The organism is Cutibacterium granulosum, from assembly GCF_900186975.1.
In the GTDB taxonomy this organism is placed as follows: Bacteria; Actinomycetota; Actinomycetes; order Propionibacteriales; family Propionibacteriaceae; genus Cutibacterium; species Cutibacterium granulosum.
On the sequence record NZ_LT906441.1, the window covers coordinates 419,070 to 431,338 of the forward strand.

Sequence of the window (12,269 nt, forward strand, 5' to 3'; positions counted from 1 at the left end):
CCCCACGCAGCGCAACTACCCCAAGTCTCACCCCTCCCCGCACCTCGCCAATCCCGCGTCCGTTCATCGCGCCAGGAGACGTCATGAAACTGCATCGCATCAACATCGAGAACTACAAGGGCGTCACCGAGCAGACCCTGCACGTCCCCGACACCGGGTTGGTGGTGGTGTCCGGCCCCAACGAGGTGGGCAAGACCTCCCTCATCGAGGCCCTCAGCCTGGTCTTCAACACCAGGAACAAACACACGGCCAAGAAGCAGGCGATCAAGGACGCCCAGCCAGTCGGCCAACACGTACCGGTGATCGTCGAGGCGGAATTCAGCATCGGTGAGCATCGAGTGGTTCACACCAAACAGTTCCTCGTGAGTCCCAAGGCGGTTCTGAGGTATGTCGGCGGTCCGCGTACCGGGGACTCGTTCACCGGCGACGATGCCATTGGCGAGATGGAACGGCTCATCTCGGGGCTGGACGACACCTTGTGGACGGCGCTGCAGGTGCTGCAGACCGGTGGCAGGTCCGAGCTGACGCTGGACTCCTCGGAATCACTGCGTGCCGCCCTGGACACCCGTAGCGGGGCCGCCGACACCCGGCGGGACGACCACGGGCTGTTCGACCTCATCAAGGAGGAGTCTCAAAATTATTGGACTGTCACCGGCAAGCCCATTCGTTCCCGCAACGACCAGCGTGGGGAGCGCGATGCCCTCAATGCACAGCTGGTTGACGTCAGGCAGACTCTGGACCAGGCCGATCAGCTCGTCAACGAGCTCGGTGACCTGGACGAGGAGCTCGGCGACCTGCACCGACATCAGATCAAGGCACGTGGTGAGCTGGCGAAGGCCAATGAGCAGCAGGAAGGCCTGAGACAGCTCAAGGACATCGTCGAGCGAGCCGCCCAGGACGAGCTCAACGCCAAGTTGACTCTCACCGAAGCTACCTCAACCGCCCAACAGCGCACCGAACTGCTCAGCGAACTGGCCAGTCTGGATGAACGCATCGCTGGCTCGACAGCGAACGTGAAGCAGGCCGAGGAGCTGCACCACGCAGTGAACCAGGAGCTGGAACAGACGAAGTCCACGATGATCAAGGCCAGAAGCACACGCGACAAGGCCCGCGATGCGGTGAACAAGGCTGAAGACCTACGCACCCTGGTCTCACAGACGTCGAAGCTCGCTCAACTGCGCAGACGCCGCGAGCGCGCTGCAGCACTCAATGAGCAGATCGTCGAACTCACTCGTGAGGTCAACGATCATCCCATCACCAAGAGGCAACTGGGACAGCTGCGCAAGGCTGAGCAGAAGCTACGGGATGCCCGTACCCAGGTGAGTCTGGCAAGCCCGGTGCTCACAGCTGAGGCGCTGGCCGAGGATGCGCCGGAGCTGTTGCTCGACGGCGAACCGGTGAAATCCGGGCGAAGCTACCAGATCGACCAGGCCGTCCACCTGCAGGTGGGGGCGTCGTGGAAGATGTCACTCACCCCACACGCCGAGCTGGAAAAGCTGCGCAAGGACGCCGAGAAGTACGCCACGCAGCTGACCGATCGGTTGGCCGACCTCCACGTGGAGTCCGTCTCGCAGGCTGAGGACCGCTGTGAAGCCCAGCAGATCGCTACCTCCCGGCTCAAGGAACGGACTGCCCAACGCGACGAGTTGTTGGACGGCGAGAGCATGGATGCCCTGGACGCCACCATCGAGCAGATGGGCGAGCAGGTCGCGTCGCTACGCGAGAGCACCGGCCTCACCGCAACACTCAGTGGGAGCTCACGTCCCACGCATGCGAACGACAGCGGGGACGACGCTGGCGCCACTGACGTGAACGCTCCTGCACCTGGTTCACCGCTCGCCCCCGACGACGAGACATCGAACCCCGACATTCCCGATCCTGACGCCCGGGTGCAGGCAGCGAAGGCCGAGCTGACCACAGCGGAGGACCAGGTGGCTGAGCTGGAGGCTCAACTCAGCGCAATCCGGGAACGCCTGGATCAGGCTCGCGAGCGCATGGTCGCGGCAACGACGACGATGACTGGTGACCAGACCAGACGCGCCGAACTCGCCGAGAAGCTCCATCTGGCTCGTGAGCAGGCAGGTGACGACGACGTCCGGGCCGAGGAGGAAAAAGCACGGGCAGCCCACACGCAAGCTGCCGAGGCACTGGATCGGGCCAGGAAGGACCTCGAGGATCGCCATCCCGACCAGATCGCCCAGGACGTGACCGACGCGCAGAATCGGCTCACCAATGTGAGTGCACGACTGACGCAGAAGCAGTCCCGCCAGTCGTCGCTGCGAGGTCAGCTCACGGGGATGGGGCGTGAGCAGTTGCAGGACGAGGCAGATCGCACCCGCATCAGGATTCACCACCTCGACAGGCAGATCAGAAGCGTGGACCAGCGGGCCGAGGCCGCCAAGCTCCTGGCCGAGACGATGCTCAACGCTCGTCGTGAGCAGGACAGGGTCTATCACGAGCCACTGACCCGTGCGATCAACCAGATCGGTACCGCGATCTACCATGACGGTTTCTCAGTACGCATCGACGAGGAGCTGCGGATCAGCGGGCGGCTCCTGGACGGTCAGGGACTGGGCACCGGTCAACTCTCATCGGGGGCTCGGGAACAGCTGGGGCTCATCGTGCGACTGGCAGTGGCCAATCTCGTCGACCCCGGTGACGGGGTGCCGCTCATCCTGGACGACGCGTTGGTGTATTCCGACCAGCGCCGTGCTCGTCGGATCATCCAGCAGATGGCGGCTGGGGCCACGAACTGCCAGATCATCGTCCTCACCTGTGACCCGGAACGCTACGACACGCTCGATACCAGCGATGGCATCACGACGGTGAGCCTGGAACCGAGCCGGAGCGTGTGAGAGTGCTGGGAAGGTGCAAGCAGGTGGATTCACCACCCGAGCTACCACTGGCGGTGGTGAAGCTGGGCCAGTGGTAGTGAATCTGGGCCAGTGGTGGTGGGTTCCGGGAGTCAGTGTGAGCAGGCTGAGCAGTGCTAGCGGCCCCGAACAGTGCGAGCAGCCCGAGGCCCATCGCTGCACCGGATACGGACGACGCAGACACAGTGCTTCCGAATCGCTGTCTGGCAGGGTCTGGTGGCGAGTCAGGAGACGACATCCATGCACAGCCCCAGTCTGCAATGGCCGGACAGGAGAGGCACGCTGCCGGGAGGATGTACGGCGGTTCCGTCCCCGTCCCGGTCGTGGCGACGCCCCGTTTCACGCCCCCAGTCGCATCCAGGCGTCTCCCCGAGCACGCCACCACAGCAACAACCCGCGCACTGCCATGAATCCGGCCCAGGCCACCCACAGCCACACCACAGCCATGGACCCGCTGGGCTGTGCCAGGTAGACGCCGATGATCATTGGCAGGTACGCCAGCAGCATGACCACCTGTGCTCCAGACAGCCACTTGCCGTCGCCAGCACCGATGAGCACCCCGTCCAGCACGAAGACGGGGCCGCTGAGCGGCTGCAGGACGGCGACGACGAGCAGCCCGGCAGCGATGGCGAGGCGCACGTCACCCTGCGTACTGAATGCCAAGGGCAACAGACGATGGATGGCGACCAGCACCACACCTATGCCCACACCGACCCACGCCCCCCAGCGTGCCATGATGGCAGTGAGTTTGCGGGCCCGCTGCCCGTCCTCAGCGCCCAACGCCTCGCCAGTGAGGGCCTGCCCGGCGATCCCGAGGGCATCCAAGGCCATGGACAGGAAGTTCCACACCGTGAGGCTCACCTGGTAGGAGGCCATCTCGACATCCCCGAGTCGAGCCGCGACCCACGTCGTCGCCATCATGGCGCCGCGCAGCGCAAGGGTTCGGATGAGAAGCGGAACCCCGTCGCGCATGGATCCGGCCACCCCCGCCGGGTGAAATCCCAGGCTGAGCCCGACCCCACGAGTACGAACGATGAACACCCACACCAGTCCGCCAGCCAGCCCCACCTGGCAGACCAACGTCGCTGCAGCAGATCCGCGAATCCCCCAGCCCAGCCCGAGCACCAGGACGAGGTCGAGCACCAGGTTCGCCGAGAAGGCGATGACGGTGGCCACCAGCGGGGTGCGAGTGTCCTGGAATCCGCGCAACACCCCGGTGACGGCCATGGTGGCGAGCATGGCAGGCACTCCCCATCCGGCGATCTGCAGGTACTGGGCAGCGAACTGGGCGGTCTGACCCTGGGCGCCGAAGAGCCGGGCTGTCGGCACGTCGAGGATGACGATGAGCAGGGCCACGACGATTCCGATGAGCAGCGAGAGCCACAGTCCGTCCACCCCTGCAGTGGCGGCTCCAGCCCGGTCCCCGGCCCCCATCCGGCGCGCCGAGGTCGCCGTCGTCGCATAGGCCAGGAAGACGAACAGCCCGGTGGCCGTGAGCAGCGCCGTGCTGGCGACGCCGAGACCGGCCAGCTGCGAGGTGCCCACGTGTCCGACGACGGCCGAGTCGGCCATGAGGAACAGCGGCTCGGCCACCAGGGACAGGAAGGCCGGGATCGCGAGATTGAGAATCAACCTGTTGAGGGATTTTCGGTCGTCGATCGCTGTGTTCTGCACGACGGCGAGCTTACGTCCCCGTGACGCACGAGGCATGTGCACGCTACTCGTCAAGCATGTAGAGGTGAGGATCATGGGACATGTCTCACATGTACCGCCCCGCACGCCGACCCGCTACCCTGAACCCATGTCTGATGAACTGCTCGTAGCCGTCATGGGTACCGGGATCGTCGCAGCTGACGACCCCGTTCTCACCGCCGACGACCTTGGTCTCACCCGCGGCGACGGAGTCTTCGACGCCACCCGCGTCGTCACCGCCGAGGACGGCACCTCCCACATCGACAACCTGTCGGCCCACCTGAGTCGATTCGCCCGCTCCATCGCCGGAGTCAATGGCGCAGCACCCGATCTCGAGGCGTGGACTGCGCTCATCGACGAGCTCGTCACCGCCTGGCGACGACCGGGCGAGGCCGTGCTCAAGGTGATGTACACCAACGGCCCCGAGACGCGCCGGGTACACAGCGCAACCGGTGAGCAGACGAGCAACTTCACCGGCCGCACAGATGCAGCCCAGAATCAGAGGGATGCCGGAACAGCCCGCGATGACGCCCAGAACCCACCGGGGGAAACTGGGGACCACCCGAACGGGGCAGTTGCACAGACGGGGCCGGTCACCCAGCTCGCCACCATCGCCCCGCTGCCTGACCATGCCATCGCCGAGCGTGCCGGGATCTCGGTGATCACTGCTTGCCGAGGATTCACCAGCGATGCCTTCGCCGGCGCTCCGTGGCTGCTGGGCGGCGTCAAGACCCTCTCCTACGCCGTCAACGTCGCTACATATCGGCACGCCGCAGCCCACGGCGCTGACGACGTCATCTTCACTTCCAGTGACGGTTTCCTGCTCGAGGGCCCCACTTCTGGGCTACTGGTCGAGAAGGACGGCCGGCTGTGGACCACCCCGACCGGAGCCACCGGCATCCTGCGCTCGATCACCGTGGAACAGGTGCTGGAAGCCGCCGATGCCCGAGACATTCCCACCTCGTCACGCCTCATGCGCCCCGAGGAGCTCCTGGAAGCCCAAGGAGTCTGGCTGGCATCCTCGGGACGCGGGGCCGTCCCGGTACTGCGAGTGGACGGCCACGAGCTCGCCACCGATGAGCAGCTGACCGAGCAGATGCGCTACTGGTGCGGATTCGCCGAGGCACCAGCGAAGTCGGGCTGAACAAAACAAGTCACCTTCGAGGGAGGATCCCCACATCCCCGGCAAGGGCCCCATCTCCGACAGGGGGAGGACATTTTCCGAGACGCCGCACCAGAGGCCCCGCCTCGGAATACGGATGCATCTTTCGGATGTGATACTCCCCACATCAACCCCCAGGAGAGTGGATCTCCTGACGCACTCGCCCAGCACTTCGTTTCACACGAACGCATTCCACGATCCAGACAAAGAAGACACTCCATGACCCACACACCTCGACTCATCCACACCGGTCAAGCTCTGGTGGACGTGCTCGTCGACGTACCGCACCTTCCCCGACGGGGTGGAAACGTCATGGCCACCTCATACACCCGCCATGCCGGCGGGGCTGTGAACATCCTTGTCGCAGCCGCGCGATCCGGTGGCCAGGCCGTGCATGCCGGAGCGATCGGCACCGGACCCAATGGAGATCTCATCTCGACCACCCTGGCCGAGGAAGGGGTCGCCATGAGCGCAGCTCGAGTACCCGACGCCGACACCGGGGTGTGTCTGGTGCTGCTGGACCCTTCTGCCGAACGCACCTTCATCACCACCACTGGAGCTGAACGGGCCGTCAGCATCGATTCGTTCGGTACCAGCAGTCCCCGACCCGGCGACATGGTGTGCGTCACCGGCTACTCTCTGGCACTACCCGCCACGCGAGATCCCCTGCTGGCCTGGCTGGACACCCTGCCCGCCGGGGTGGGCGTCGTCCTGGATCCCGGGGCTGTCTTCGCCGAGCTGGACGAGTCGGTACGCACCCACATGATTGACCACACGACGGTGTGGACCGGCAACGCCGAGGAATCTGCTGCTCTGGGCGGGGTGGGCGACATGGTCGGCTCCCTGCACGCCTGCGCAGAAAGGTTGCGCCCCGGTACCGTCGTCATCACCCGCGACGGCCCGGCGGGATGTGCAGTGTTGGCTGATGGATCGGCCCGCGAGATCCCCGGCTTTCCCCAGCAGGCGGTGGACACCAATGGTGCAGGCGACGTCCATACCGGCGCCATGATCGCAGCCAGATTGGCTGGCCTCAACTGGCACGAAGCTGCTCGATGGGGCAATGCAGCCGCAGCGATCAAAGTCACTCGGCGCGGGCCAATCGCAGCTCCGAACACCGCGGAAATACAGCGTTTGCTGGACTCCTGGAGCCAGAGGTGCACAGAGCAGGATACCGTCGTCCGCTCATGAGAGAACCTCGGAAAATCGAGCGGCAGCCGGCTCACCACATGGCAGTCACAGCCATCCCGTTTCACAGCCGCTCCTGCGTCGTATTGGCAGTCGTCCCTGCGTCGTAGCGGCTCGTGAACCCAGCTCATGGAAGCCGCTGCGAAAAGTACCCGGCTCATGAAGACCGTTACGAAAAATGTCACCACACAGCACAACGGATCGTCACATCGCCTGGACCCAACGTGGCGTGACAAAAATTGTCACCGACTCTCGGCTCGGATCACGACAGCGTCTGCATCTCAGCTCGGATCACGACGGACCTGCGCCTCACGAGAATGTCCGCACTGTGGCGGGAGTGACGAAAATTGTCACCTTCGGGCACAGAAAGTCATCACACTGCCGTCGCCTCTTGCAAGATGACAGAAATGTCAGCTCCGTACTGCCACGCCCTGCAACCCACACGAGACACTCCACCCACGTGGCGGGCGACGTGCTGCGCACCCCACCCTGCCCCCGCACGCGGCGCTCCCCGTCACGGTGTCCGACGTCCACACTTTTCACATGCCTGCTGCTCCCAACATCACCATTGGTCCAGTCCCGAGGCAGCTTGTCATCCCCGGAAGCCTCACCACTGACGAATCCTCTCAAGATAAAAATCCCGGTAGCGCCGCCCAGCAGGAAGTGGAGTGCCCTCCCCGCCTCCCAGATGCCAAAAATCGCAATCACACAAACGTCGCCCCCACCGCGAGCGCTCAGGAGCCTCCAAGAGCCAGTGAGCTGACGATTGTCCACACCACAGCAGGTACGGTAGGTTTCCCAGCACTGGCACAATGTGCGGTGTTGCCGATCGGCTGGAGCTGGTGCATCACTGAAGCTCAAGGAGGAGCACATGACGGAAACGGCTTTCATCGTGGGGGAATCCCTGGTGGACGTTGTCGCTCCTCCCCCGCCTGGCCCAGCCACTGAACATCCAGGTGGTTCACCACTCAACGTCGCGGTGGGGCTGGCCCGGCTCGGTCGTCGAACACAACTGGCCACCCGATTCGCCGACGACAATCATGGCCAGATCGTGCGCGATCACGTCGAGAGCAACGGCATTCAGCTGTGCCCGAGTTCCGATGAAGCGCTCACCACGGCGACCGCCACCGCCCGACTGGCGTCTGATGGGCAGGCCAGCTATCACTTCGACCTCACCTGGGATCTACCGCGTCTGGACATCCCAGACGAAGCCATCGTTGTGCACACCGGGTCGATCGCCTCGTGGACGGCACCTGGCCGTGACCACGTTCGTGACGTCATGGGCCGCGCCAAAGAACAAGCCACCGTCACCTACGACCCCAATGTGCGCCCCGACCTGCTGGACGATCCTGAATCCGCCCGCCCCCTCATCGAGAGCTGCGTGAGCAGAGCCGATGTCGTCAAGGCCTCCGACGAGGATCTGCACTGGCTGCACCCTGGCGATGACCTGCGTACCATTGCCCGCCACTGGCTGGATCTTGGACCGAGCCTGATGGTCATCACCTGTGGCGGATCGGGAATTCTCGCTCTCACCGATCGCGGGCTGAGCCTGAGCATCCCGTCCCACCCGGCCAAGGTCGTCGACACCGTCGGGGCCGGGGACTCATTCATGTCCGGCCTTCTCGACGGCCTGTGGAGTGCAGAACTGCTGGGGGTCGAGCATCGCGATGACTTGGCTGCCATCGACGAGGCCACGCTGAGACGCATCCTCACCCGCTGTGCACACATCGGAGCGATCACCGTGAGCAGGGCTGGGGCGAATCCACCCACCCTTGCCGATCTGGGCGAAGATGCTCGGAACTGAGAGAGTGCGCGCAGCGGTGTCCGGGTGAATTCTCGCGAGTGCCCTGGCCTGCTCAGGGGTCGTGGGGACGCCACTTCCCGTCACAATAGCTGCGCAGGGAACCATTCCCGTCATGCGGGGGATTGCGAGGGACTGCCTTTCGCTCCCGGACCAGTATCGGAAAGACACGTTGCCGCACGAGGGTCGGTCGATCCGTACCCGACTCCAACTTCATGGATCGGCCAGTGCCCAAGTCACTGAATCCTCTGAGCCATCTAGAGGGGTTGGAAGGTCACTGGGGATCATGGTGTCTCGGAAAGCTCACAGCTGATCCGTCACGAGAGCTGAGCAGACGTCACCTTCCGTACAACCGCGCTATCAGCTTGACCACTCGTCTCAGCCAAGTCGTCCCCCTGCATGGTTGGCCGCGGTCTGCGAGACTGGCAGAGTGAACGGCAATTTCCACTCCAGCTACGACCAGGGGTTCGCTCGCGTCGCCGCCTGCACCTCCACCGTGCACGTCGCCGATCCGGCCGCCAATGTCACCGAGATCATGGACACAGTCACCAAACTTTCCGCCGAATCGGTGGCCATCGCCGTGTTCCCCGAATTGTGCCTCACTGGTTACCAGATCGACGATCTCTTCCTGCAGGACGCTGTACTCGATTCCGCCCTTGAAGCCATCGAAGCCTTGCGCCAAGCCTCCACCGATGTGTTTCCCGTGATCGTGGTCGGTGCTCCGCTGCGCCGCGGCAACCGACTGTACAACTGCGCAGTCGTCGTCCATCGTGGCCGCGTACTCGGCGTGGTGCCGAAGAGCTATCTCCCCAACTATCGGGAGTTCTACGAAAAACGTCACTTCGCGGCGGGGGCAGGCACCACAGGGACGATCAACCTCGCCCATCGACAGAAATGTCACCCCACCCCCGGAGCAATCTCCGCGAACGCACCGTCGGTGAACACACCACTGGGCGCTCTTCCCGTCAGCACCTCCGCCGACGCACCCTCGACCAGCAACTCAGCAACTGGCATCTCCCCAGCTGGCACCTCGTCCACGAGTGCCACTGACTCCGCCGCCACTGCAATTCCCTTCGGCACCGACCTGCTCTTCCAAGCCGTTGACCTACCCGATCTCACCTTCCACGTCGAGGTGTGCGAGGACCTCTGGGTGCCGGTTGCGCCCTCGTCACGAGCAGCTCTCGCTGGCTCGACGGTTGAGGTCAACCTGTCGGGGTCGCCCATCACGGTCGGGAGATCCCGGCAACGTCACGACCTGTGCAAGGTGACCTCGGCCAAGAATCTGCAGGCCTACGTCTATGCCGCGGCTGGGGTGGGCGAGTCGAGCACCGATCTGTCGTGGGACGGCCAGACCATGATCTACGAGAACGGGGCGCTGCTCGCCACGACTGAACGTTTCTCCCGCCAACCCGGCTACTGCATCGCCGACGTCGACCTCGACCTGCTGCGTCAGGAGAGACTGCGTCAGGGATCCTTCGACGACAATGCCCTCACCCAACCTGCCGGAACCCTGGAGCAACTCGCCGGGGGGCAGTGGCGCGTCACCACCTTCACCCTCGACCCACCGCACGACGACATCGGGCTACGCCGTGAGGTCGATCGGTTCCCCTTCGTACCCAACGACCCCGCCCAGCTCGCCCAGGACTGCTACGAGGCCTACAACATCCAGGTGTATGGCCTTGTCAAACGCATGGAATCGATTGGTTCGCCAAAAATCGTCATCGGTGTGTCCGGAGGTCTGGACTCCACCCACGCCCTGCTCGTCGCAGCCAGAGCGATGGACGTACTGGGTCGTCCACGCAGCGACATCCTCGCCTACACCATGCCCGGTTTCGCCACCACCGACCACACGAAGAACAACGCCCTGGCCCTGTGTCAGGCCCTTGACGTGCCTTGCAAGATCATCGACATCCGCCCCGCCTGCACGGCGATGCTCAAGGAGATGGGGCACCCGGCTGGCGATGGCGAGCCGGTCTATGACGTCACCTTCGAGAATGTCCAGGCCGGGATGCGCTATGACTACCTGTTCCGCATCGCCAACCAGCACGGAGGCATCGTGCTGGGCACCGGCGATCTCTCCGAACTTGCTCTGGGTTGGTGCACCTTCGGGGTCGGTGACCAGATGAGCCATTACGGGGTCAACACCGGGGTGCCCAAAACCCTCATTCAGCATCTCATCAGGTGGTGCATTTCGTCAGGACAGTTCGATACAGACACCAATGAGGTGCTGGAGTCGGTTCTGGCGACAGAAATCTCACCCGAGCTCGTCCCGGCCCGCCCCGGTGAGCAGATCCAGTCCACCCAAGCCAAGATCGGCCCCTACGAGCTGCAGGACTTCACCCTGTACCACCTGCTGCGCCACGGCATGCGTCCCAGTCGAATCGCATTCCTGTCACATCACGCCTGGCGAGACGCCGAAAGCGGTTCGTGGCCACCCGGATTCCGAGCCGAGGACCGGAACAGTTATGACCTGGTTGCGGTCAAGGGATGGATGCAGTTGTTCCTGCGCCGATTCGTCGATAACCAGTTCAAACGGTCCACGCTGCCCAACGGCCCCAAGGTGGTTTCCGGCGGCTCCTTGAGTCCACGCGGGGACTGGCGAATGCCCTCCGATGCCTCGGCGACCGCCTGGCTGGCAGATGTGGACAGCGTCCCGGAACAGTGAACGATCCAAGGCGCGGAGTGATCAAGCCTGGGGCGATGGAGTTCGATCCCGTGGGGTGAGTGATCCGAGACAGTAACGAGATCGGGCGGTGGCCCGAACACACTCGCCCCTCACAAAACCTCCGCCCCTACCGCGACCCTCCTCACCGCACCGCAACCCTGACGAAAAATCCCGCCAGGGCCAGACTGTTGGCACAGCTGTGCCCCAACCCGTTCCCGAGTGACAGATGTGGAGCCAGCACCACTACGGACGGACTCCTGCCGCAGCACTTTGTGTGCATGCTACCGGCGAAAAGTCTTCCACACGTATCAGATCAGCACTGTGTCCGGTGACGAAAATCGTCACCGGACACAGATTCCAGAAATTTCACAGACCGCTCACATGGCAAAAAGGAGTTTCACCTCTTCTTGTCGAGACTCAGCGGCAAGGTGAGCAAGCCGACGACGATGACGAAGCCCAGAACGACGTGCACCCACTTGACTGGGTGTCCCACCTCGCCCAGGGCGAACTGGATGATCAACAGCACGGCCATGCCAAGAGCGTGTCCCATGACACCAGCCGGTCCACCACGTCGTTTCCACATCACAGCTGTGACGGCGGCGACGATGCTCGAAACCAAGGTGAGGTACCCGAAGCCTTCATGCACCTCGCCAAGATGTATCCCGGCAAGCATGCACACAGCGAGGATGGTCTGAACGATGATTGACACGACGGCAATCCACGCAGACCAGCGCAGAGCAGAAGGTACTTGGGTTGGGCTTGGACTTGGGCTGTTACTCATGCCCCCACTCTAGGTGACCCTGACCACCAGCCTCAGTTTCCCACCATCATCAGGTACGTGGTTGGCGTGCTGCTCCACAGCGATCCATTGCATTCGGGCATCCAGCAGTA

The 12,269-nt window shown here is 63.8% G+C and carries 7 protein-coding genes; 5 read left to right on the top strand and 2 right to left on the bottom strand.

Features of this window, described 5'->3' with window-relative positions; translation table 11 throughout:
- Nucleotides 1-83 precede the first annotated feature (83 nt).
- Nucleotides 84-2,855: an AAA family ATPase gene (locus tag CKV91_RS01870; protein ID WP_065860855.1), complete on the top strand. Its 2,772-nt coding sequence runs from the start codon at nucleotides 84-86 to the stop codon at nucleotides 2,853-2,855.
- A 357-nt stretch (nucleotides 2,856-3,212) separates the two neighbouring features.
- Here CKV91_RS01870 and CKV91_RS01875 read toward each other — a convergent pair whose 3' ends face one another.
- A complete protein-coding gene (locus tag CKV91_RS01875) occupies nucleotides 3,213-4,547 on the bottom strand; it encodes an MATE family efflux transporter (RefSeq protein WP_065860869.1) in 1,335 nt (444 codons plus the stop codon).
- A gap of 154 nt (nucleotides 4,548-4,701) precedes the next feature.
- Here CKV91_RS01875 and CKV91_RS01880 point away from each other — a divergent pair, with 154 nt between their 5' ends.
- The 4 genes from CKV91_RS01880 (at nucleotide 4,702) to CKV91_RS01900 (ending at nucleotide 11,378) form a co-directional block, all read left to right on the top strand.
- Nucleotides 4,702-5,709, top strand: coding sequence for an aminotransferase class IV (locus CKV91_RS01880; RefSeq protein ID WP_231933822.1), 1,008 nt, complete (start codon nucleotides 4,702-4,704; stop codon nucleotides 5,707-5,709).
- 237 nt (nucleotides 5,710-5,946) lie between these two features.
- Complete coding sequence (locus CKV91_RS01885; protein ID WP_065860853.1) at nucleotides 5,947-6,915, top strand: PfkB family carbohydrate kinase; 969 nt, start codon at nucleotides 5,947-5,949, stop codon at nucleotides 6,913-6,915.
- Between the two features lie 868 nt (nucleotides 6,916-7,783).
- Nucleotides 7,784-8,716: a carbohydrate kinase family protein gene (locus CKV91_RS01895; RefSeq protein ID WP_021105248.1), complete on the top strand. Its 933-nt coding sequence runs from the start codon at nucleotides 7,784-7,786 to the stop codon at nucleotides 8,714-8,716.
- A gap of 493 nt (nucleotides 8,717-9,209) precedes the next feature.
- On the top strand, nucleotides 9,210-11,378 hold the full coding sequence (locus tag CKV91_RS01900) for an NAD(+) synthase (RefSeq protein ID WP_331712744.1): 2,169 nt from the start codon (nucleotides 9,210-9,212) through the stop codon (nucleotides 11,376-11,378).
- Nucleotides 11,379-11,775: 397 nt separating this feature from the next.
- Here the strand turns inward: CKV91_RS01900 and CKV91_RS01905 are convergent, their stop codons facing one another.
- On the bottom strand, nucleotides 11,776-12,159 hold the full coding sequence (locus tag CKV91_RS01905) for a hypothetical protein (protein WP_036957134.1): 384 nt from the start codon (nucleotides 12,157-12,159) through the stop codon (nucleotides 11,776-11,778).
- Nucleotides 12,160-12,269: the final 110 nt, after the last annotated feature.

Coding starts and splice junctions, on each gene's coding strand:
- CKV91_RS01905 (WP_036957134.1), bottom strand. CDS start 12,159: ATGAGTAACAGCCCAAGTCCAAGCCCAACCCAAGTACCTTCTGCTCTG.
- CKV91_RS01895 (WP_021105248.1), top strand. CDS start 7,784: ATGACGGAAACGGCTTTCATCGTGGGGGAATCCCTGGTGGACGTTGTC.
- CKV91_RS01870 (WP_065860855.1), top strand. CDS start 84: ATGAAACTGCATCGCATCAACATCGAGAACTACAAGGGCGTCACCGAG.
- CKV91_RS01885 (WP_065860853.1), top strand. CDS start 5,947: ATGACCCACACACCTCGACTCATCCACACCGGTCAAGCTCTGGTGGAC.
- CKV91_RS01880 (WP_231933822.1), top strand. CDS start 4,702: ATGGGTACCGGGATCGTCGCAGCTGACGACCCCGTTCTCACCGCCGAC.